Genomic DNA, 22456 nt, shown 5'->3' with positions numbered 1-22456 from the left:
CGGAGATAAGGGCCAATACTAGTTTTGTCTAAAATGGTTTCTTAAGGTCTTCATGGTTTGTCTTCTCCAGTTGTGCACGGTGTGGGCGGTTACTCGATGCTTGCGTGCAATTTGACTGATCGAATAGCCATGAATCATATACATTCGGTAGAAATTGTACTCAGTTTCTGTAAATGATGGAAATGATAGTTGAAATAGAGGTTCTTTTTGGGGAATTCGTTCTTGGCGAAGCTTATAGTCGTGGTTTGTTTCTTGTACTAGTTGATAATGCTTAACTGATTTTTTCTTGACGTATTGATCAAGCTGCTTTTTTATTGCAGTACGGAGAGAGGCATTAAAAAGGTCATCAGGATTCTTGCCTGGCGATACATCGTCAGGGTCAAAGGATTGATCCGCCAGCCAGATTGCCTTCCGGCATTCATGAACCAGTTCTTGTGTCACCCGCTCCTGAAACACGATCATGTATTTTTGTACAGATGAATGGATCAGCGGCTGACATCTTTTCAGTAATTGTTCAAAAGCAAACTCTTGATTTGGAAAGCCGGGTTTCATGTGCTGGGAATAAGTCATAGAAAAGCATCCTTTCGATTGGTTTGAGGTAAAAGTCTTGGAGGCATTATCTTGGAATGAGTGAGCATAGGAAACATGAAATAGTATCTAATACCTACTATACAGGATAAGTTAACAAAATGGTAAAATGATTTAAAAAAATCAGTCTTTACTTCTGGCAATTTTGTGAACACTTATCCACTTTGGTACAAGTTCATGGAAGTAATTAAAAAATACTGTGGTGACAATTGCGTCACCACAGTATTTTTGATAAAAGCAAGCATACTCAGCTTTGATCAGTAGCTAATAAACCAAGTGCGGTTTCATCGGTAGTGATCAGTGTATTGAGATGACCGCCATTTAATGCCCCAAGGATGCCTGGTAATTTTTCTTTTGATTCTGCGACGCCTATTGAATAACGGGCTGTTTTGAGAAGTTCAAGCGGTACCGAGAGCGTTCGGTCGGTTAGATGCGTTCGGACCGTTTGGCCATTAATGTCGTAGAATCGAGAGCAAATATCCCCTGCAACCTTTTCATCCTTAAATTTTTCAACGGCACTTTCGCTGTAGAATGCATGCCAAGTAGACTGGCCGGTACTATTGATCGAGCCAATACCAAACAATGCAACACTAATGTGCTTCCACATATTTGCGATTTCTTTGAAGTACGACGTATGAGTAAAATCCTCTTTCATTGACGGTTTTTCAACAATGGCAGGCACGTCAATCATTAATGATCTTCCTTTAAGTTTTTCGGCCGCCTGGAAACAGATGGTATTCACATGGTAACGGCTCTCAAGTTTCCCTGCCGGTCCACCGACCATTGGCACACAAAATATATTTTTGCGGATCGCTGTCGGTTCAAGTGCTTCAACAACCGACTCCAGGCTGCTTCCCCACGAGAAGCCAATCACATCATTGTCCTCAAGAATCGTATTTAAAAATTGTGCTGCAGCTTGGCCGATTGCCGTTAGTTTTACCTGTGCCGGCTGTTCTTGTTCAACAGGAACAACAATTGCTTTTTTTAAATGAAAACGTTTCTCTAATTGTTCAGCAAGTGAAAGATCCTTCAGATCATAGTTAATCGTGATTTTGACAATGCCGTCTTCACGAATTTTCTTAAGGATACGGCTGATCGATGTTCGATTAATGCCGGTCTTCTGGGCAATTTCATTTTGAGTCATGTTTTGCTCATAGTACAATTGAGCAATTTGAATGTATTTTTTCTTTAACTCTTGATTGTTCATAGAAACACCTCATGTTTTGCACAAATGATCAATAGGATAAATAATGTGCAACTTTCATTTGTTTATTATATGCCTTTTTCAATATTTTGTAAAATTTATATGAAAGCGCTTAACGCATTAACTGTTTTGTCACATTTTATTGATTGACAATGGAAAAATCTATTTTATACTGAAAACGTAATCACAAATGATCAATGTAATCACAAATGTGCAATTCATCTTCTCTTTCTAAACGAATTATTTACAGGAGGTTTTAAACATGAGTGAATGGCTTGAGCTTGAAGGTCGAACAGTTATTGTAACGGGGGGTTCTTCAGGGATCGGAAAAGCGGTGGTCGAAGCATTGCTAGAAAACAACGCCAATGTAGTACTCGCAGATTTGCAGGAACCGCAGCAGGAATTGTATGACAAAGCTAATGATGATCAACTGCTGTTTGTACGAACTAATGTTACTGAACGGTCGAGTGTTGAAAATATTGTAAATGAAGCAAAAAAGAAGTACGGCAAAATTGATGTCCTTGTCAATAACGCCGGAATTAATATACCGCGGTTATTGGTTGACCCAAAACAAGATGAGAGTCAATTTGAATTGAACGATGCGATCTTTGAAAAAATGGTTAACATTAACCAAAAAGGTGTCTTTCTCTGCTCACAAGCGGCAGGCAGGGAGATGGTCAAAGCTGGGAAAGGTGTTATTGTCAACATGGTTTCTGAAAGCGGTTTAGAGGGCTCGGAAGGTCAAAGCGCTTATGCGGCGACAAAAGCTGCTATTTATAGCTTTACACGTTCATGGGCGAAAGAGCTGGGCAAATATAATGTCCGAGTAGTGGGATTAGCGCCGGGTATTCTTGAAAAAACAGGTCTTCGCACACCGGCTTATGAAGAAGCATTGGCGTATACACGCGGTATAACCGTTCAACAGCTTCGCCAAGGCTATACGAATAAATCCATTCCGCTCAAGAGAGATGGAAAATTATCTGAAGTTGCCGATCTTGTTGTGTTTCTGAGTTCAGATCGTGCAAGCTACATTACCGGGACGACTTATAATATTGCCGGCGGAAAAACAAGAGGGTAACGCGCTAATTCTGAAACAAAAAGAGGAAGTGATTGCAATGTTTTCAATTGTCGTATGTGCTCATGGAGACTTAGCGGAATCATTAAAAAGGTCGGTAGAAATGATTTTTGGAGAAGCAAAAGCATTCTATCCCGTCCGATTTGTTCAAGGAGAGAATGTGGAAGATATTAAAAAGAAATTAACAGATACCATTGAAGGCAATCATTTAAAAGATGTACTTATTTTTACAGATATCTTTTGTGGAAGCCCTTACAATGCATCTGCCGCCTACGCAATGACTAATCCTGGTATTGAAGTGATTAGTGGAGTAAATCTTCCATTATGTCTTGAGGCAGTTTCAAATCAACAAATCAAAACACTGGATGAAATCATTGACTGGCTCAGAAGCGTTGCTCCGGATACATTCAAAGTGCTCAAAGATGTTTTAACTAATCAGGAAGAGGGGGAGCAGCTATGATCATAAACTTTGCAAGAATTGACGATCGTTTAATCCATGGCCAGGTAACCACAGTATGGGTGAAAAAAGCGAACGCAAAAAGAATTATCATCTGTAGCGATGAAGTCGCACATGATGAGATTCGCAAAACGCTGCTGAAACAAGCCGCACCACCTGGAACTAAGGTGAACATATGTGAGGTTGATAAAGCAGTCAAAGTTTATTTTAATCCTGTATACGAAAATGAAACCGTTTTCTATTTATTTGTGAATCCCACAGATGTGCTGAGAATGGTCGAACAGAATGTCCCGATTAAAACGTTGAACATTGGGGGCATGGCGTATCGAGAAGGCAAGACACAAATTACGAAGGCGGTATCAGTGGGTCCGGAAGATATTGAAGCTTTTCGAAAACTGAATGAACACGGCGTCAAACTTGAATTACGTGTTGTTGATAGTGACACACCTGTGGACATCATGAAAAAGATTGAAGGATTATCTTCAGCACAATAAAAGGGGGCGAGACTATGGAAATTCAATTCTATCAAGTCATACTCATCTTTATTTTCTCCTGTATTGCTGGTATGGGCAGCGTGCTGGATGAGTTTCAAACACATCGGCCGTTGATTGCTTGTACGGTTATCGGCTTAATCCTTGGCGATATTCAGACGGGAATTATCCTTGGCGGAACGTTGGAGCTCATTGCGCTTGGATGGATGAATATTGGAGCTGCTCAATCACCGGACTCGGCTTTAGCAAGCATTATATCGGCGATTCTTGTCATCGTCGGTCACCAAAGTATTCAAGCGGGCATTGCGATTGCTCTTCCGGTAGCGGCAGCGGGGCAAGTATTGACTGTGTTTGCTCGGACAATCACCGTGTTCTTTCAGCATGCTGCTGACCGCGCCGCAGAGAAGGTGAATTTTAGATTACTTGATTTTTTGCACCTTTCCGCACTCGTTGTTCAAGCATTACGCGTAGCCATTCCGGCATTGCTTGTATCTGTATTTATGAATGCCGGAAGTGTACAGCATCTGCTTAACTCGATTCCTAGTGTAGTTACCGGAGGGCTGAATGTGGCCGGCGGATTTATCGTGGCTGTTGGTTATGCGATGGTGCTCAACATGATGGGCGCAAAATATTTGATGCCTTTCTTCTTCCTTGGATTTATTTTGGCATCCTACTTAAATTTAAGCTTGCTAAGCTTTGGCGCTGTGGGTTTGATCATCGCTTTTGTCTACTTACAGCTCAATCCGAAATATCACGAGAAAAACCAATCAGTAACGACAGCAGGACCTTCAGCACCGCTTGCTGATGACATGTTAGAGGATTAGGGGGAGAAGGCGATGAGCGAAACACTAAAAAAATTAAGCAAAAAAGATCTGTTTAATATGTTCGTCCGTTCAAATTTTCAGCAGGCATCCTTTAACTATGAACGTATTCATGCGCTAGGCTTTTGCTTCGACATGATTCCGGCAATTAAAAAGTTCTATAAAACGGAAGAAGAACGAAAGCTTGCGTTAAAACGTCATTTGGCCTTCTTCAACACAACACCTGCCGTTTGCGGACCTGTTGTCGGTGTGACGGCAGCAATGGAAGAAGCGAGATCAGATGGAGAAGCGATTGACGATGGCGCAATTAACAGTTTGAAGGTCGGACTGATGGGACCGCTCGCAGGTGTTGGTGATCCGCTGATCTGGGGAACACTCCGGCCGATAACCGCAGCACTTGGTGCTTCCTTCGCACTAAATGGAAACATCTTAGGACCATTGTTGTTCTTTTTCAGCTTTAATGCCGTTCGCTTGGCACTTAAGTGGTATGGACTTACTTATGGATACAGAGCGGGAATGGGCATTGTAAAGGACATGGCTACGAACACGCTAACGAGATTAACAGAAGGCGCAAGTATTCTCGGACTCTTTGTTATGGGCGTGCTCGTGACGAAATGGACGAAAATCAATGTACCGATTGTCATCTCGCAGACAACAAATCAAGCTGGCGTAAAATCGACGATGACCGTCCAGGGAATACTCGACCAACTTTGTCCCGGACTTCTTGCCCTTGGGTTGACACTCTTGATGATGTATTTGCTGAAGAAGAAGGCAAGCCCGATTTTGCTAATCTTTGCCCTGTTTGGTGTAGGGATTCTTGGCTACTGGTTAGGTATTCTTAAATAATCTAATAGATATTGGCTATGTTTAATCTCAGTGTTGATTTTGTATTCTGCTGAATGGAGTGTAAGGTGCGAGACTCCTGCGGGACCAGCGAGCCAGGCGAGACCCCGCAGTGAGGTACCCGAGCGAGGAGGCTCGCGGATCGCCCGCGGCCGTACCTGTTGATGCGAGCGCATGGAGCGAAAATCAGCAGGTAAATAAAAATTGACTAAATATAAAAAAATAAAGGGAGAATGAGAAATGGAAACGACTGCACTTAGACTTTATGGAAAAGAAGACTTGAGACTTGAGAAATTTGAACTTCCTGAAATTAAAAGTGATGAAATTCTTGCTGAGGTTGTGACCGATAGTATCTGTATGTCTTCCTGGAAAGAAGCGAAAATCGGTGCGGATCATAAAAAAGTACCCAATGATATCGCTGAAAATCCAATTATTGTCGGCCATGAATTCTGTGGAAGAATTGTAAAGGTCGGCGACAAATGGAAAGATAAATTTCATGAAGGCAGCAAATTCGCTATTCAGCCGAACCTGCAGCTGCCAGACCGTCCAGATTGCCCAGGTTACTCGTTCCCTTATATTGGCGGAGATGCAACTTATGTCGTTATTCCGCGTGAAGTTATGGAACATGATTGCTTGCTGGAATATAACGGAGAAACCTATTTTGAGGGGTCACTGTTGGAACCGCTATCTTGTGTAATCGGTGGATTTAATGCCAATTATCATCTCATTGAAGGCACTTACGAGCACAAGATGGGCATTAAAGAAGGCGGCAATCTGCTGATCATGGGTGGAACAGGACCTATGGGGCTCCTGCAGATCGATTACGCCCTTCATGGACCAATTAATCCGAAGAACCTGGTTGTAACAGATCTCTCTGATGAAAAAATTGAGGCGGCAGCAAAGCTGTATTCACCTGAAGATGCTAAGAAGGACGGAATTAATCTCTACTATGTAAATGTCAGCAAATATGAGGATCAAGTCGCTTACTTGCAGTCACTGGTTAATGATGAGTCCTATGATGACATCTTTGCACTTGTTCCTGTAAAACCGGTGATTACACAGGCATCTACGTTGCTTGCGAAAGACGGCTGCCTGAATTTCTTCGCCGGTCCACGGGATAAGCATTTCTCGGCTGAGATCAATCTATACGATGTGCACTATAATTTTACACACTATGTTGGAACTTCAGGTGGGAATACGGATGATATGCGGGCGGCAATCAAGCTCGTCGAAGAACGGAAAGTGAACGTTGAAAAAGTCGTGTCGCATCTTCTTGGTTTGAATGCTGTAGCCGATACGACGCTGAATCTGCCGTCAATTCCCGGAGGAAAAAAATTAATCTATACGCACAAAAATCTGCCGCGGAAATCCTTGGAAGAAATCGTTGCCGGTGATTATTCCGATCCATTCTATGCAGGATTGAAGGATGTCCTTGTTCAGAATCACGGTCTTTGGTCAAAAGCTGCTGAAGAATATGTTCTTGAACATGCAGAAACCATTTAATAAAAGATCATTCATTTGTGAAGAACCGCGGTTCGCTGTCATTGCAGCAGACCGCGGTTCTCTATTTCAGTTAGCATTTTATGATGAAGCAGTGGAGTGCGTGTGATAAGGGGAACCTTTTGATAATAAACGAATCAAAGGTAAAATGTGACGAAACAAAGAAGGCACAACTTATCGAAAGACAGCAGATTCAGCACTTATCTACAATAAACGCTCGGTTAGAATGTGGATTGTTAAAAATGTTCAACTTCGCCAATGTATTTAACTGTAAAGTCGCCTTGATCATAAACGATTTTTGTGACGCTGGTGTTTGGAATGTATGTAGCGTGATAGGTTTGATTAGACAGTACGTAAAGGACACAATCAATATAAAGGCAATGGCTGACCAACAATAGATTTGAAGCGTCTGATGTACGAATTAAATCCAGCACTCGATTGACGCGTTCTGCGACATCCTCAAAACTTTCTGCAAGATCGACAGTGTCAATAGCTTTGATTGATGTAAGTATTTTCATTTTATCTTCATCGGACGATGAATCGCGAACTACCAAGCCATCAGAAAATTTACTTGCTTCCTCCCACATGGTTTCGCTTAGGCCGCCTTCAAACGCCCCGAACGATACTTCTCGCAGGTCAGTTAATTCGAGAATTGGGGTGTCGGGATTATTTGAGTGACTGACAATCCGTTTTGTTGTTTGCCGCGCACGTCCGAGGTCACTGGTATAAGCGACGTCAAAATGAATATCTTGTTTCTTAAATAGAGTTCCTAATTTATCGGCGGCAGTTTCACCCAACTGTGTCAAAGGAGAATCAGAAATACCCTGAACTCTGCCTAGCTTATTAAAGAGTGTTTGCCCATGCCTGATAAAATAGATGGTTTTCATTCTATTTCCTCCTTGAAAAACAATGATAAGATAACGAATTCATTGCGAAAGAGCTTATTACTCCATTAGAATAAAGGAAACGGTATCAATATGCAAAAAATGTTAATTATGTGCACAAATGTTCATTTTAATGACTTTGACATTACTGACTTGAAGTCGTAAAATGACTGATTGGAAAACGTTTGCACAAAGAGGAGGAACTGCGCGATGAAAATTTTGCCGTCAATTCTATCTGCTAATTTTGCGGCTTTAGCCGAGGATGTCCGAGATATAGAAAACGATGTTGATCTCATTCATGTCGATGTAATGGATGGTCATTTTGTACCCAATATAACGATGGGTGCCAATGTCGTTCAGGCTTTGAAACGCGAAACAAAGGTTGCTCAGGATGTACATCTCATGGTTGAGGAACCCGTCAACCTCTTGCCGTCCTTTTTAGAGGCAGGTGCAGACATGATTTCTGTCCACATCGAAGCCTGCAAACATTTGCATCGTGCGATTCAAATCATTAAAGACGGCGGAGCGAAAGCGGGAGTTGTTCTGAATCCTTCGACGCCTGCATCTTCGCTGACATCCATCATTAAAGATGTAGATTATGTCTTGATTATGACCGTAGACCCTGGGTTCGGGGGTCAGCGCTTTATTCATTCCATGGTTGAGAAAATCCAAGCAGTGCATGAAATGATTACGTTTTTGAATCTGCCGGTGGAAATCGAGGTTGACGGAGGTATTAATTCTGAAACACTGCCCCTTTGCCTGCAGGCCGGCGCGTCTCTATTTGTTGCAGGTTCGGCAGTATTCAACAGTAGAGATCGGCACAAGGCGATTGAGGACCTGATTCAAAGCGGTAAAGGAAAATAACCGATGTCTAGGGAATTTCTTTCACAGAAGATTATGATCAACAAAATCCTTCAAGAAATATAGAAGATAAAACTATTAAACCCCAGTAAATAGGGGTTTTTTATTTGGAAATTTTTTCATGCTAAGTTTTGCAAAAGGGACAAAAGTTATTGACTTATTTTCATAAAAGAAAGAAAATAAAAACATCAAATAAATTATTATTGTAATAACAAATTATCTTATGATTTAACGGACTACATAGCAGATTTTTATGGTTGATGAAACGAGCAATTAATGGATGAAAAGGTTGCCTGAAACCAGTGATATAAGGAGGGGACAAACATTAAAGATAAACTGCATCGATACAAGAAGCTGGTCTCTTTCTTAGGGGATGTCATGGGCGAGGATGCTGAGATCATCCTTCATGATGTCCGGGATTTGGAGAATTCGGTGATTGCGGTGAGTGAAACCAATTTGAGTGGTCGCAAAATCGGTTCTCCGGTGACCAATTTGATCTTAAAAATGCTTATCGAAGGAAAGAAATCAAATAAATCATTTATCACCAATTTTGAGGGAGAAGCCCAAGACGGAACCGTCCTCAGATCTTCAACATATTTTATTCGAGACGAGAACGATGAAATTATCGGCATGTTATGCATCAACATTAATTTTAAAAAGATGGAAGAAGCGATCCGGTACTTAAGCGACTTTGTCGGAGTTGATTTGAGATCAGATGGAAAAGAAGAATCAAATATCGATCATCTTAGTCCATCTATTGAAGATATTGCCATCAGCAGTATTAAAGATATTGTCTCAAGCATGAACGTTCCTTCAGAACGTATGTCACAGCAGGAAAAGCTAGATGTTGTGAATAAGCTGAATGACAATGGCATTTTCCTGCTTAAGGGTATTGTCGGTATCGTGGCGAAGGAGCTTAAGACTTCGGAAGCAACGATTTACCGTTATTTGAGCAAAATGAAGAAAAATGAACTTAACATCAGTTTTGACGCAACCTAAAATAGGCGTTCATAAAATCAATCGTTTTCATATCGGAATTTAGTAAGAAATCGTTGACGCCTGCATGAAAGTTCACTATATTTGTTTTTAAATAAAGGAGAACGGTAGAGAGGAGCTAAGCAGTGACTAAACCTATAATTGGGATCACCAGCGGATTTGTGAAACTCAGCAATTTTTCAGAAGGCGATTATGCGCATCAGGACTATATTACTTCACTGATCAAAGCCGGGGCAGTGCCTTTGATCCTACCGATCGCTCCAGGTCCATGTGTTGACCAGTACGCTGAATTATGCGATGGTTTTTTGCTCAGCGGCGGCTGTGATGTAAATCCACAATATTTCGGGGAAGATCCGAGTCCGGGTTGCGGTGTGTTCGATACGGAACGTGACGAGGCGGAATTTCAATTGGTTCGCCTGGCAATCAAAAAAAGCAAACCCGTTTTCGGCATTTGCCGCGGACTGCAAGTCATGAATGTCGCACTGGGCGGCACGCTGATCCAAGATATTCCGAGTGAATTGGATCATCCGATTCAGCATGAGCAAAAAGTGCCGCGCAGACAAGGAAGTCATCGCGTAAGTCTTGAAAAAGAGACACAGTTGTATAAGGTTTTGAAAGAACAAGAGTCCATTGTCGTGAACAGCCTTCACCATCAATCGATTGACCGGCTGGGGGATGGATTACGAACTGCCGCGTTCTCATCCGATGGCATTATTGAAGCCATTGACATGACGGATAACGGCTTGTTGATGGGCGTTCAGTGGCATCCGGAGTCCATGACGGCAGGCGGAAGTGAATTAATGCTCGATCTTTTCAAGCATTTTGTCGACACCTGTAAAGAAATGAAACAAGCGAATTCGGAAGTTTAAGAGATCAAACTTCATAGTTAAGAAAAAGGAATCTTCCATTGGCGAAGGTTCTTTTCTTGTTCTTTAAGAAAACAATTCAGCGATGAACGGTTCTGAGCTGCGGATATATCTCGATTCGTTTGTCGAATATCGATGATTCAAACAGCAAGATGCATTCGCAAACGTTTGGATCGAATATGGCCAGACAAAATCAAAAAGAACTGGGTATTTTTTGCCCAGTCCTTCCAACTTGTTGTTAAGCTATTTTTACAGGGATGACGTTTCTGTATCAAGGTAGTTCAGCGCAATTGCTGCGAGCAATGCTGATCCATAAGGAAGTGCATCTTCATCCACGGTAAATTTTGGATGATGGTTCGGGTGCCTTGCAATGGAGTCGCTGCCGGCGCCGAGTACAAAGAAAACCGACGGCAGATGCTCTGTATAAAAGGAGAAGTCTTCACCGCCAAGGCTTGGCTTACTTTTGATGCGGTGCCCTGTTCCCATCGTAATGTCAACTGTTCGTTCAGCTAGTTCAGTCATTTGCGCATCATTGATAATAGATGGGGCACTAAAGGTATATTGGAAATCGTAGTCCGCACCAAAAGCCAAGGTTACCCCCTGAATGATTTTTTCAATGCGTTGCGGCGCAGTTTCGCGCAACTCAGGATTCAGGGTCCGTACCGTTCCGGTCATTTTGACTTCGGGAGCAATTGCATTATTGGCGGATCCGCCTTGGATTGTCGCAATCGTCAACACGAATGGTTCTACCGGGTCCATCTGGCGACTCGCGAACTGTTGGAGTGCAGTGATCAATTGCCCTGTAACCGCGATTGAATCCACTGTTAGATCAGGATGTGCTGCATGACCGCCTTTTCCAATAACGGTGAGTGAGAAGAAATCGGTGGAACCGCAGCCCACTTTTCCGGCAAAAGCGACTTTTCCAAGATCAACGCCCGCGTTGATATGGAGTCCGGCCATAACATCGATGCCATTCAGGGCGCCGGCTTCAATCATTGCTTTCGCTCCTTCACTAATTTCTTCCGCCGGCTGAAAGAGGAAGGCAATATTGCCTTGCTTCGGCCGATGAGTGCTCAACAACTGAGCAGCCCCCATAAGCATGGCCGTATGTGCATCATGTCCGCAAGCATGACTTTTTCCAGAGTTAATCGAATGAAAATCAAATGTATTTTGTTCTTGGATAGGCAACGCGTCCATATCCGCACGGAGCCCGATCGTTTTACCAGGCTTGTCTCCTCTGAGAAAAGCAACAATTCCAGTGCCGCCAACATGCTGCTTTACATCAAAATTCAGTGATTTGAGGAAACCAGCGACCATTTCAGATGTCCGAACCTCTTCAAAAGCAAGTTCAGGGTGCTTGTGGAAATCACGCCGCCATTTGATTAATTGAGGCTTAAGCAGTTGCGCTTTTTGAAGCAACTCGGATTCATGCGTATCCACTCAACTCACTCCTTTGCTGAAGCGACCGTCAAACCGTTCACTTTTTCAAATGTCTTAAGTACGGCAGTTGACAAAATCAGCACACCGTCGAACATCGCATCGTGATTGAACGTCATATAAGGATGATGTAATCCCGGCTTCAGGTCGCAGCCAAGTCCGAGCATCGTCGACTTCAACTTAGGTGTTCGAATTGCATATTGGTGGAAGTCATCACCGCCACTGGAAAGTCCGGCCGGATCGAAATGATCCTCGCCCAAAACATCCTTGATTGCTTCGCCCATGATGTCAATGGCTTCCGGATCCGAGACTGCTGCCGGACTTCCGTGTGAGGCATCCAGAGTGATGTTCACTCCATAACTTTCAGCAACACCTTTAACAACTTGCTGTATTTTTTCTTTAAGCTTAGCCATGACTTCATTTGACTGCGCGCGCACATCCAAGTTGAATTCTGCATGGCCGGGAATGATGTTCGTTGCTGAGCCTGCATGCAGGGTTGTCATTTTCACCGAGCTTGGGATCATCGGATTCACATGGAGATGACCGAGCTCATTCACGATTGAAGAGGCAACTTCAATTGCATTGGTACCGAGGTGCGGGCGTGCACCGTGCGCATCTTCACCGTCAATCACGCCACGGATCGTCGCACAAGCGCCGTGCAGAATAGCCGGACGCGCACGGCCATCTTTTGTTTCTTCAATCGGGCGCAGATGAACTCCGAAGAAGTAGTCTGCGTCATCCAGGACTCTACGCTTACTCAGTTCCAATGCACCTTTACCGATTTCTTCGGCGGGCTGAAAGACAAGCCGGATTGTACCGTTTAACTGGCCAATTTTTTCTTTAAGCAGCATGGCGGCACCAAGCACCATTGACATATGCGCGTCATGGCCACAGGAGTGGTTCGCCTGTAATTTTCCGTTGACTTCCTGCCAGAGTGCATCCATATCCGCACGTAAAGCGACCACAGGTTTTCCGCTGCCGATTTCACCGATCACACCCGGGCAGTCATCGAATGTTTTCGTACGGTAGCCAAGTTCATCCAGTTGTTCTTTGATAAACGCTGTTGTCGCAATTTCCTTCATGCTGATCTCTGCGTGCGTATGTAAATAGTTGAATAGTGACATCACTTTCGATTGTATCGAATCACTAATTTCCATCTGCCTCATCCCTACTTTCTAAATTTTCTCATTCTAGTCATTGTTCATAATTTAGCATGATGACTACTGCTTTTCAACCGATCGACATGTTCATTGAAGTCCATAAGTTATCAATTTCTTTATTTTTGATGCTATCCGGTACATTTGTTTAGGAACAAATCCATGTTTTTGGTATATTAATAACGAATGCAAGAAACGTACCGGAAGTATTCAGAACGTTTGATGAAAATTTGGGGAGGCGTTAATCATGCACATCCTTTTTTGTGTTGGAAAATCCTATATTCCGATCTACCGCCAGATGGTGAATCAATTGGAAGCGATGGGTGCGCGTGTCAGCTGCCTGATGTATGATCAGGCATGGGATAAAGCATTGATCAAAAAATCGATTCAAGATGTGCAGGTGTATATCACAGCGATCTCGGCCTGCGATCGCGAGGTGATTGATTCTGCTCCTCAATTAAAATATGTGTTAAAGACTGGGACGGGATTGGACAATGTTGATCTGGATTACGCAACGGAAAAAGGCATTCTGGTCAGCAATGCGCCGGGCGAAAATGCGATTTCAGTTGCTGAACTAGCCTTTGGGCAGATGATCAGCTTGTCACGAATGATTCCTATGTTGGACCGGAAAACCAAAAAAGGGGAATGGCCGAGCGGTGACAGCTATGAGCTGGCCGGCAAAACCGTTGGTGTTATCGGCTTTGGATCGATTGGACAAAAGATTGCTCGATACGCCGGTGCGTTCACGATGCGTGTGATCGCCTATGGAAATTATCAGGATACCGATGCGGCTCAGCGCCTGAACACGACATTCGTCGAGCTTGATCAGCTGCTCCGTGAGGCAGATTACATCGTGATCAGTACTGCACTTAACCAGTCAAACTATCATTTGATCGACAAACAAGCCATTGCTTTGATGAAGTCAACGGCATTCCTTGTAAATATCTCTAGAGGCGCATTGATTGACGAGCCGGTTCTTCTTGAAGCATTGCGCCAGAAACAGATTGCCGGGGCAGCGCTTGATGTGTTTGAAACAGAACCTCCGAAATCACTGCCGGATCTGGACAATCTGATTGTTTCGCCGCATATTGGCGGAACAACACAGGAAAGCATTTCGCGTGTGGCGGATGTGACTGTTGAAAACATTCGTAAATTCATGCACCATGAAAAACCGGAGTTTGTGGTGAATCAGACGGCGGTCAGCAAGACAGATAGATAAGAGCTAGACGAAAAAATGCGATCATTCTAAGATAAAATTTTTAAAACGTAAATTTTGAAAAAATTGATGAGATTTAGGAAAAAGGACACTTGGATTATTTTACCATTATGATTTTCGGTGACTTTAAAAGCATCACGTAATCGTATAGGCTGGGACCTCTGTCTCCATTTACATTGGGTAAGTGGATTGTCCCGGGACTAAAGTATCTGTAAATTCCGATGAAGCTAAATATTTATAATATTGACAATTATACAGACCGATTCTATACTGAATTTATTCCAAAGGATTTCACGTTTCGAGATTCCGCAATTACCCATTGTTGGCCGCTTGAATCATCTGAAATTCATGGAAAAGGTGTGCTGATTTTTTCGGTACGCACGTAAGTCCAAAGGATATTGAACGTACTGACATCGTCTGCTTTGTCTACATAAACCTAGACAAAAACCAGCCTGCGCAAGATTCTGGGCTGGTTTTTCGCTTTTTTCAGTGCTGAATTGGTCGTCAGTCCCATTTTTAATAGGAAGATCAACGGCAAAATTTCCAATCTAACTTTGTTGCTCTGGAGGTGATGTCTTTTCGAGGGATCTATTTCTATCTATCTGCCTTCTGCCTGTGAAAGGTAAGCCAAAATAAACGAGGGGTGAACGCATGACCGAGAAAAACAGTGTTAATTTGTTGAATCGATACAGCATTGTTTCATGGCTGTTTCTTTTATTTTTGCTCATCTTTACGGTAAGTGGACCCGCTTATGCTGAATCGCAAAATGCCGGAAAGACAAGCCTTCAATCCGAATTCCAAAAAGCCGCGGCAGCATATCATGTACCGCTTAACGTCTTGATGTCCGTTTCTTACAATGAGACACGATGGGAGAGTCATCATGGTCAGCCGAGCACTTCCGGAGGCTACGGTGTAATGCATCTGACTCAACTCGACAATTTAGAGGACCTCTCGGCTAAGGGTGACAAAATCAATAAGCGTTCAAGCGCAACACCACCTGAAGAAAGCACACATACATTAGATGAAGCGGCAAAATTGATTGGTGTTCCCGCTGAAACATTGAAGACCGACACGGAAAAAAATATTCTAGGCGGAGCTGCACTTCTTGCCGATTATCAGAAAAAGATCACTGGAAAACTTTCAAGTGATCCTGCGGATTGGTACAGTGCGGTCGCAAAATACAGCGGATCCACTGATTATGACACGGCTTCCGACTTTGCGGATCAAGTGTACACCACGATCCAGCAAGGAGCATCAGGACACTTTTCCGTATCCGGCACTGTTCAACTTGCATCCGAATCAATAAAGCCTAATAAACAGGGCTTGGCTGCGCTCCATCTTCATAAATTAAAAAAGAGTCAAGGAGATGAATTGCAAGGGGTCGACATGCAAAACGTTCCGGCTTTATACAAGGCATTTTCAGACACTCCTGGCGACTACGGTAATTATGATCTTGCCAATCGTCCGTATGATGGACAGCAGATTCGTTATATTATCATCCATGATTCTGAAGTCAGCTATGAAGGTACCATCAATACCTTTTTACAGCAAACTTATGTGAGTTCACATTATGTGATTCGGTCATCTGACGGGCAGATTACCAAAATGGTAGATCCGAAAGACGTTGCATGGCACGCAGGCAACTGGTACATCAACAGCCATTCTATTGGCATAGAGCATGAAGGGTATGCCGTTGAAGGATCAACCTGGTACAGTGAACCGATGTACCGTGCATCAGCAAAGCTTGTTAAATACTTAGCGAAAAAATACGATATACCGCTGGACCGCGAGCATATTCTCGGGCATGAGGAAGTGCCTGGATTGACTCCGGCACGCCAAGTTGGCATGCACTGGGATCCGGCCGCATATTGGGATTGGGCGCACTACTTTAAATTGCTCGGCGCGCCGTTCTCATCCGGCAAACATAAAATAGGCTTCGGTAAGAGCAACAATATTGTAACGATCAATCCGGATTATCAAACGAATAAGCCTGATGTAACCTATAATAACGCACCACTTGAAGCAAAACCTTCTAATTTTGTTTATTTGTATACGGCGCCTAGTTTCAGTGCGCCACTGCTCAGCGATCCGCTTCTTCATCCGAACGGAACCGGGACGACAGCGATCAACGACTGGGGAGACAAAGCCGTTGCGGGCCGATCTTATTACAAGGTGGATCAGACGAAGGATTGGACGGCCATTGATTTTGGCGGACAGAAGGCATGGTTTTACAATCCGAAAGACGCAAACACCGTTAAAGGAAGCGGCACGCTGATTACACCGAAAAAAGGTGTGGATTCAATTCCTGTTTATGGATCCGCTTATCCAGAAGCAGCCGCGTATACGCCGTTTGGGATCCCGGCAGTCGGCATGGCACCGATCTACACAATGCCAGCCGGTCAGTACTATGTCGCTGAAAAACCGGTACAATCGGATTATTACTATGCGAAGCTCTTTAACGCTCCCGAAACCTACCATGTTGTCAGTGGCAATGATGAATACTACCAAGTTTCTTATAATCATCGGATTGCCTTTGTAAAGAAGAGCGATGCGACTGTCGTAAAACATCCTTTCCAATAAAATGATCAAAAAGAAAATTTAGGGCCGCTCCTGAAACATGGAGCAGCCCTTTTTTCTCAAACAAGAAAAATAGAGATTCAGAAGAATAATGTTCGAAAAATAGAAGTTAGACCGAACCGGGTAAAAGTTAGACCATCCTCTCAAAAAGTTAGATCGAACTACCTTCAAGTTTGTACAGGCACAAAAAAGAGAGATGAATTCGACCGGCTCAACTTGGCCAATCTAACTAATTGTAAGAGCAACTAGCGTTTAGTCATTATTGATTCTACTATTATATGTTGAATAGATAGCTATTGAAAAAAACTGCTAAGACAGATACATTTTTTATGGAATCTCGCAAACAGGATTTTTTGTGGAAAGTGTGGATGAGATCGGGTATGCTTGGTATAGATTTGAAAGTTTGGAAGTTTGCATAGATTCATTATTACTAACGAGGTGAACACATGATGACAGAAATAGATTCGTATGTAGAAAAGGCGCCGAAACAGCTCTTTATCGGGGGCGAATGGCTTGATGCAGATAGTGGCGAGCTTGATGACGTGGTCAATCCTGCAACTGGTGAAGTGATCGCACGTGTTGCTCGCGGTGGCGCGCTGGATGCTGAAAAAGCGATTGAAGCAGCTCAGAAGGCATTTCCGGTATGGTCTACAATGGATGTAGACACTCGTGCGAAAATCCTGCGCAAAATTGCTGATCTGATTGTAGATAAAGCAGACGAATTGGCAGCAATTATGACGATCGAACAAGGAAAACCGCTTGCCCAGGCAAAAGGCGAAGTGCTGGGCGGCGCAGAAAGTGTACGCTGGCACGCAGAAGAAATGCGCCGGATTTACGGAGAAACGATTCCCGGACCAAACGGTCATTTATTCCTCGTTCAGAAGGAGCCGCTCGGTGTGGTCGGCGCGATTACCCCATGGAATTTTCCATCATCGATGATTACACGGAAAATTTCTCCGGCGCTTGCCGGCGGGAATACAATTGTGCTCAAGCCATCGCCTGAAACGCCGCTTTCAGCGACTTCATTGATGAAGATTTTTCAAGAAGCGGGACTGCCTGATGGAACGGTAAATCTGGTCATGGGCGATGCACCGGCAATTGGCAAAGTCTTGACTTCCAGTAACGTCGTGCGCAAGATCACTTTTACGGGCTCTACTGGCGTCGGTAAGATGCTGTTCGGTCAGTCCGCCGACACGGTGAAAAAAGTATCGCTAGAGCTTGGCGGGCACGCACCGTTTATCGTATTTGATGACGCTCCGGTTGATCAAGTGGTAAACGATCTGGTCACTTCTAAATTCCGCAATAACGGGCAAGTCTGCACATCACCGAACCGAATTTTTGTCCATGAATCAATCATCGACGAATTTACAGAAAAACTGGTGGCTGCTGTAAAGCAGGTCAAGGTTGGAAACGGCTTAGATGAAGGTGTTGATGCAGGTCCGCTGATCCGTGAAGACGCGATTGGCAAAATCAAACGTCAGATAACGGACAGTGTGGCTAAAGGTGCAACAGTGGTGACCGGTGGCGATCGTATAACTGACGGTGAATACGCGAACGGTTACTTCTTTGCGCCGACTGTTCTTACTGGTGTGACGAACAAAATGGATATTTTCTATCAGGAAACATTCGGACCGGTTCTCCCTGTGATTTCCTTCACTGATACGGACGAAGTGATCCGCATGGCCAATGATACCAACTACGGACTTGCGAGCTATTTTTATACCTTGGATTTGAAACGTATTGCTAAGGTCAGCCAAGGCTTGCAATATGGGATGGTTGGTGTCAACAGCAACACGGTTGCGTTCACTCAAACCCCGTTTGGTGGTGTGAAGCACTCCGGCTTTGGCAGGGAAAACGGCCATCAAGGCATCGATGATTACGTTAATGTGAAGTTTATTAATTTGAATTACGGAATTTGAAACCATACGCATTCACTTGTGGTGCTTAAAAATCCTCGAACTTTGTTTCCTAAGTTCGAGGATTTTTCACGTACACATCTTATGATGATTAGTTTAGCTTCTCAAGCAATTCATCAAGATAACCTTCTTGATGAAAACGCAGCATGGCACTTCTTCTTGCTTTTTCGCCAAGTACTTTTCGAAGATCGGGATGGGCAGCCAAGCGAACAATAGCGGCGGATAAACGGTCGCTGATCTGATTATCTGCTTTAATGATTAATCCGCTGCCGTTACCAATCAGCTCAGGAATGGCGCCGGCGTTCGTTGTGATGATCGCTTTTCCGAGTGCCATGGATTCAGCGATGGTGAGACCAAAAGCTTCATTCCATAGTGAAGGTAGCACGATCATGTCTGCCACAGAAAGATAGGCGGGCAATTCTTCGTGGGTAATGTAATTCAGCACGCAATATGCATTGCTTGGGAGTCGTTCGAGTGCCGGATGAATTCTTTGATATTCCTTTTTATTAGGAAAACTGCCGCAAAGGACTAGGTAAAGTGCTTTGTTTTGTTGCACGGCCCGATCAAAGGATTGAATGAGTTTGAGCACGCCTTTTCCAACGTTCAACCGGCCGTAATAGAGAACAACCTGGCGATCTTCCGGTATGGCGCATTGCTCACGGATTCTGCGAGACAAGCCGGCGTCCAGCGATGGTTGGAACAGACTAGTGTCGATCCTGTTGTAGAGTACCCGCATTTTTTGTACATCATGTTCATCGGCTGCTGCTTTCACTCGCTCATTGATAAAATGGCTGACGGACACAATACGGTCGCATTGATGAATCACTGATTGAGCATAGAAACGATCTGGATTGAGGGTATCATTGTGCAGATGCAATGCGATCGATACTTTACTGCCAAGCTGCCGGCGCAATGGTTTAATAAAAAGTGGACGATTTTCAACAACAATCCAGTCGTAATCCCGCTTTTTCAGTTCACGAATGGTCCGCATTAGAAAGATATTCTTATAAAAAGGAACGTGACATTTAAGACACAGTCGGTTTGTGAAGCTGTAAAATGGATTCAAAGGATTAGCCGAATTAATATAAATGAACCGTGTATGATGAAAACGCCTGCTTGTACGCTCAGCTTTATTGTCTTCAATCGAATATACATCGAGTTCGAGCAGTGGGTGCCGCTCGTTATTTTGTATAAACATGTCGATTAACGTTTCAACGGCGCCGCCTCGGACAGCAGGCACCGGTAGTTTTTCTGTGCCGATGATTGCCAATTTCATTTATCCTTCTCCATTCATTTCTTTTTTTGAGATGTTTGCTGCCTCCAGAATCTCCAAAGCTGACGAACGGTGCTCTGCTGCAAGGCAAGTGTTAAAAGCAGCCAGACGCAGTTAATGAACAACATGCCTGGAAAGTGGAAGAGATTCAGAAAAGCACCGGCCAGTAAGAAAAGAAAGACGACATAGTGCTTAGTTACCGGCAGTTTTATCCAATACTTACCGGAAAAGTAGGTTCTTGCCGTAAAAAAGAAGAAATATGCGACCGCAATGGCAATCGCTGCGCCTGCAGCGCCAAGGGACGGGACAAGCAGGATGTCGAGAAGTATTGCCGGAATGAGAGCGATCAGGCTGACCCATATGCTTAAATAGCTTTTTTTCGTAAACACAATGCCAAGGCAGGTGGTTTCGCTGACGGTGTAGATTAAGGGCTGCAAGCAAAGAAACCCCACCAAATATTGCGCGTCACTGTATTGATCAGATAAGATAAAAATGATGACATTTTTAAATAAGAAGATACCGGCTGCGAGCAGCGACATGCCAAGTAGAATTGCGTCACTGACAACCTTAAAATAATCAATTGGACGACCTTCTGAATACCAACGGTAAGCAGTGGGAATCCAAAAGCTCGTAAAACTGGTTTGGATGACAGAGAGAATAGCAGCAATTTTCAAAGTGGCGGAAAAGATACCGATTTGATCAAAGTCGCTCCACAAACGAAGTGCGAGTCGATCCATGCCATTTAGCAGGCTGGAGAATGACGTGGCAACCATAATAGGTAGGCCGAACTTGCTCAACGCTTTTAATAAGGAACGATTCAAACGGAATACTTTCGGATTAAGTAAATTTCGGTAGCGCCAGAATAAATAGAGATCCCCGGTGATTTGTCCGAGCACAGTGGAATAGACCACAGCCAGAAAATCACGGCGAATAAAAAATATGTAGATCAGCGTCAGAATCAGCACAGCAGATTTGACCAGAATCGCCTGCAATGAATATTCATATGCTTGTTCACGCATGCGAATGGAGAGCATCAGGAAACGTTCGAGAACAATGAAAATGGTCATCACACCAAAAAGAATGGTCGGGAGTGTATAGTCCGCGCGCCCAAAAAGTGCGCGCGATAACGTGCCCGGAGCGATCAGTGCAGTCAGCAGAACGCCAATCGCCAGTACCATTGGAAGCAGTAAGGCGTTTTGCAGAAGTCGCGTTTTATCGGTTGCTGAGTGGTATTCACGCGTGTAGGACTGATCGATTCCGAGAAAAAGGAAGGTACCGACAATGGTCTGAAAAAGCAGGAACATGCTCGCTTTACCATATTCCGCAGGGTTAATAAAATAGGTTGTCACAGGAATGGTGATAAATGAAATCATCGCGCCGACGACCGGACCGATTGAAAAACCGATTAACTTCTTAATAAAAGTGTTCATAAGTGGAAACTTTGCCTTTCCAAAGGTTCACTTTTTAGTGTGCCGAAAAACAATTGTTTTCATACTCATAAAGTTGGCGCAATCCATCAGTAAGATTAGGATGGCACGAATGGGGAAAAGTAGGAATAATGAAGACCATCAGAGGAGGAGAAACGATGAACCGATTTGCTATTTATGAAGAGTTCAACGGTCAACGCAGGATGCCGATTGACATCAAGCTCCCAAAGAAAATCATTGAGGCAGCTTCAATTCGTGACGCAGTTAACGCCTTTTCATTGCGTCATAATCTTGAAATTGTCCGTTCTGAGGAACTTCCTGAAGACGATATGCGTGTGGCATTCCGAAAAACAAGTATTATCGGTCAAACCAGCAATTTTATTTATTACATCAGGATGCTTAAATACGGAGAATTAATCGAAGAGTAAAGATCCATTTTTCACAATCGTGAGGAATGGATTTTTTTTGAAGATAAGCATGATAAATTCAGGGTTCATATAAGCGGCGTAATGCCTGGAAATAGCTCTTATTCAAACACGGAAGTGCGAGACTCCTGCGGAGCGTTCTTGTTGATACGAGCAACTGGAGTGTAATCGAGCAGAGAGTGATGTTCAAAAGCCAGCGGTCAGTTTTATAACTAAAGAACAGGATTAGGCTGGTTTTCCTTACAGGGCAAGAAAGTATATAAAATTTTTAATTCAGAGTTCATATCAACAGCGCAATGCTAGGAAAAAATTCTGATTCAAACACGAAAGCGCGAGACGCCTGCGGGAGTGCAGGGAGGCCACTGAAAAACTCATGTTTTTTTTGGTAGGTCGAGACTATTGACACAAAAAAGGTCGCTGATCGTCTGTATTTTGACGATCG

Annotated in this window: 20 protein-coding genes; 13 read left to right on the top strand and 7 right to left on the bottom strand. The window is 43.6% G+C overall.

Annotation, left to right across the window (positions count from 1 at the left end; genetic code table 11):
• Positions 1-18: 18 nt before the first annotated feature.
• Positions 19-570, bottom strand: coding sequence for a sigma-70 family RNA polymerase sigma factor (locus P343_RS32500; protein ID WP_023511073.1), 552 nt, complete (start codon positions 568-570; stop codon positions 19-21).
• Positions 571-835: 265 nt separating this feature from the next.
• Positions 836-1795 carry a sugar-binding transcriptional regulator gene (locus P343_RS32495; protein WP_023511072.1) on the bottom strand — a complete coding sequence of 320 codons (960 nt, stop codon included), beginning with the start codon at positions 1793-1795 and terminating at the stop codon, positions 836-838.
• 259 nt (positions 1796-2054) lie between these two features.
• Here P343_RS32495 and P343_RS32490 point away from each other — a divergent pair, with 259 nt between their 5' ends.
• From P343_RS32490 to P343_RS32465, 6 genes are all read left to right on the top strand, one after another.
• Positions 2055-2870, top strand: coding sequence for an SDR family oxidoreductase (locus tag P343_RS32490; RefSeq protein WP_023511071.1), 816 nt, complete (start codon positions 2055-2057; stop codon positions 2868-2870).
• Positions 2845-3327, top strand: a complete 483-nt coding sequence (locus P343_RS32485; protein ID WP_023511070.1) for a PTS sugar transporter subunit IIA — start codon at positions 2845-2847, stop codon at positions 3325-3327. Before P343_RS32490 ends, P343_RS32485 begins: the two co-directional genes overlap by 26 nt.
• A complete protein-coding gene (locus tag P343_RS32480; RefSeq protein WP_023511069.1) occupies positions 3324-3818 on the top strand; it encodes a PTS sugar transporter subunit IIB in 495 nt (164 codons plus the stop codon). The genes P343_RS32485 and P343_RS32480 overlap by 4 nt, the downstream gene beginning before the upstream one ends.
• A gap of 20 nt (positions 3819-3838) precedes the next feature.
• Complete coding sequence (locus tag P343_RS32475; RefSeq protein ID WP_317134712.1) at positions 3839-4639, top strand: PTS mannose/fructose/sorbose transporter subunit IIC; 801 nt, start codon at positions 3839-3841, stop codon at positions 4637-4639.
• A 12-nt stretch (positions 4640-4651) separates the two neighbouring features.
• Positions 4652-5482 carry a mannose/fructose/sorbose PTS transporter subunit IID gene (locus tag P343_RS32470; RefSeq protein WP_023511067.1) on the top strand — a complete coding sequence of 277 codons (831 nt, stop codon included), beginning with the start codon at positions 4652-4654 and terminating at the stop codon, positions 5480-5482.
• A 237-nt stretch (positions 5483-5719) separates the two neighbouring features.
• A complete protein-coding gene (locus tag P343_RS32465; RefSeq protein ID WP_023511066.1) occupies positions 5720-6982 on the top strand; it encodes a zinc-binding dehydrogenase in 1263 nt (420 codons plus the stop codon).
• Positions 6983-7215: 233 nt separating this feature from the next.
• Here the strand turns inward: P343_RS32465 and P343_RS32460 are convergent, their stop codons facing one another.
• Positions 7216-7866, bottom strand: a complete 651-nt coding sequence (locus tag P343_RS32460) for a histidine phosphatase family protein (protein WP_023511065.1) — start codon at positions 7864-7866, stop codon at positions 7216-7218.
• A 207-nt stretch (positions 7867-8073) separates the two neighbouring features.
• Between P343_RS32460 and rpe the strand changes: the two genes are divergently transcribed.
• The 3 genes from rpe to P343_RS32445 all read left to right on the top strand — a co-directional run bounded on the left by rpe (position 8074) and on the right by P343_RS32445 (position 10589).
• The gene (rpe, locus tag P343_RS32455; protein WP_023511064.1) at positions 8074-8727 is read left to right on the top strand and encodes a ribulose-phosphate 3-epimerase; all 654 of its coding nucleotides are present in this window, start codon (positions 8074-8076) and stop codon (positions 8725-8727) included.
• A 321-nt stretch (positions 8728-9048) separates the two neighbouring features.
• Positions 9049-9723, top strand: coding sequence for a helix-turn-helix transcriptional regulator (locus P343_RS32450; protein ID WP_037594004.1), 675 nt, complete (start codon positions 9049-9051; stop codon positions 9721-9723).
• 122 nt (positions 9724-9845) lie between these two features.
• A complete protein-coding gene (locus P343_RS32445) occupies positions 9846-10589 on the top strand; it encodes a gamma-glutamyl-gamma-aminobutyrate hydrolase family protein (protein ID WP_023511062.1) in 744 nt (247 codons plus the stop codon).
• Positions 10590-10835: 246 nt separating this feature from the next.
• Here P343_RS32445 and P343_RS32440 read toward each other — a convergent pair whose 3' ends face one another.
• Entirely contained in the window at positions 10836-12026 is a 1191-nt protein-coding gene (locus P343_RS32440; protein ID WP_023511061.1) for a M20 metallopeptidase family protein, read from the bottom strand.
• Between the two features lie 5 nt (positions 12027-12031).
• Positions 12032-13180, bottom strand: a complete 1149-nt coding sequence (locus P343_RS32435; RefSeq protein WP_023511060.1) for a M20 peptidase aminoacylase family protein — start codon at positions 13178-13180, stop codon at positions 12032-12034.
• A gap of 247 nt (positions 13181-13427) precedes the next feature.
• On the opposite strand from P343_RS32435, the gene P343_RS32430 reads away from it, so the two are divergent.
• The 3 genes from P343_RS32430 to P343_RS32420 all read left to right on the top strand — a co-directional run bounded on the left by P343_RS32430 (position 13428) and on the right by P343_RS32420 (position 18892).
• The gene (locus P343_RS32430) at positions 13428-14399 is read left to right on the top strand and encodes a phosphoglycerate dehydrogenase (protein ID WP_023511059.1); all 972 of its coding nucleotides are present in this window, start codon (positions 13428-13430) and stop codon (positions 14397-14399) included.
• A 648-nt stretch (positions 14400-15047) separates the two neighbouring features.
• A complete protein-coding gene (locus P343_RS32425; protein ID WP_023511057.1) occupies positions 15048-16976 on the top strand; it encodes an N-acetylmuramoyl-L-alanine amidase in 1929 nt (642 codons plus the stop codon).
• A 446-nt stretch (positions 16977-17422) separates the two neighbouring features.
• Positions 17423-18892, top strand: a complete 1470-nt coding sequence (locus P343_RS32420) for an NAD-dependent succinate-semialdehyde dehydrogenase (protein WP_031264143.1) — start codon at positions 17423-17425, stop codon at positions 18890-18892.
• 88 nt (positions 18893-18980) lie between these two features.
• Here P343_RS32420 and P343_RS32415 read toward each other — a convergent pair whose 3' ends face one another.
• Entirely contained in the window at positions 18981-20165 is a 1185-nt protein-coding gene (locus tag P343_RS32415) for a glycosyltransferase family 4 protein (RefSeq protein ID WP_023511055.1), read from the bottom strand.
• A gap of 14 nt (positions 20166-20179) precedes the next feature.
• Positions 20180-21592, bottom strand: coding sequence for a lipopolysaccharide biosynthesis protein (locus P343_RS32410; protein WP_023511054.1), 1413 nt, complete (start codon positions 21590-21592; stop codon positions 20180-20182).
• A gap of 155 nt (positions 21593-21747) precedes the next feature.
• On the opposite strand from P343_RS32410, the gene P343_RS32405 reads away from it, so the two are divergent.
• Positions 21748-22017 (top strand): hypothetical protein, encoded by a 270-nt coding sequence (locus P343_RS32405; protein WP_023511053.1) that lies wholly within the window; start codon positions 21748-21750, stop codon positions 22015-22017.
• Positions 22018-22456 lie beyond the last annotated feature (439 nt).

Origin of the sequence: Sporolactobacillus laevolacticus DSM 442, from assembly GCF_000497245.1 — a bacterium.
GTDB classification, from domain to species: domain Bacteria; phylum Bacillota; class Bacilli; order Bacillales; family Sporolactobacillaceae; genus Sporolactobacillus; species Sporolactobacillus laevolacticus.
Note: the sequence above shows the minus strand (reverse complement) of the source record. Positions and strands in the feature narration are given on the sequence as shown.

Bases quoted from the DNA above. Each gene is read 5' to 3' on its own strand.
- P343_RS32500 (WP_023511073.1), bottom strand. From the start codon at position 570: ATGACTTATTCCCAGCACATGAAACCCGGCTTTCCAAATCAAGAGTTT.
- P343_RS32495 (WP_023511072.1), bottom strand. From the start codon at position 1,795: ATGAACAATCAAGAGTTAAAGAAAAAATACATTCAAATTGCTCAATTG.
- P343_RS32490 (WP_023511071.1), top strand. From the start codon at position 2,055: ATGAGTGAATGGCTTGAGCTTGAAGGTCGAACAGTTATTGTAACGGGG.
- P343_RS32480 (WP_023511069.1), top strand. From the start codon at position 3,324: ATGATCATAAACTTTGCAAGAATTGACGATCGTTTAATCCATGGCCAG.
- P343_RS32470 (WP_023511067.1), top strand. From the start codon at position 4,652: ATGAGCGAAACACTAAAAAAATTAAGCAAAAAAGATCTGTTTAATATG.
- P343_RS32465 (WP_023511066.1), top strand. From the start codon at position 5,720: ATGGAAACGACTGCACTTAGACTTTATGGAAAAGAAGACTTGAGACTT.
- P343_RS32460 (WP_023511065.1), bottom strand. From the start codon at position 7,866: ATGAAAACCATCTATTTTATCAGGCATGGGCAAACACTCTTTAATAAG.
- rpe (WP_023511064.1), top strand. From the start codon at position 8,074: ATGAAAATTTTGCCGTCAATTCTATCTGCTAATTTTGCGGCTTTAGCC.
- P343_RS32435 (WP_023511060.1), bottom strand. From the start codon at position 13,180: ATGGAAATTAGTGATTCGATACAATCGAAAGTGATGTCACTATTCAAC.
- P343_RS32430 (WP_023511059.1), top strand. From the start codon at position 13,428: ATGCACATCCTTTTTTGTGTTGGAAAATCCTATATTCCGATCTACCGC.
- P343_RS32425 (WP_023511057.1), top strand. From the start codon at position 15,048: ATGACCGAGAAAAACAGTGTTAATTTGTTGAATCGATACAGCATTGTT.
- P343_RS32420 (WP_031264143.1), top strand. From the start codon at position 17,423: ATGACAGAAATAGATTCGTATGTAGAAAAGGCGCCGAAACAGCTCTTT.
- P343_RS32415 (WP_023511055.1), bottom strand. From the start codon at position 20,165: ATGAAATTGGCAATCATCGGCACAGAAAAACTACCGGTGCCTGCTGTC.
- P343_RS32410 (WP_023511054.1), bottom strand. From the start codon at position 21,592: ATGAACACTTTTATTAAGAAGTTAATCGGTTTTTCAATCGGTCCGGTC.
- P343_RS32405 (WP_023511053.1), top strand. From the start codon at position 21,748: ATGAACCGATTTGCTATTTATGAAGAGTTCAACGGTCAACGCAGGATG.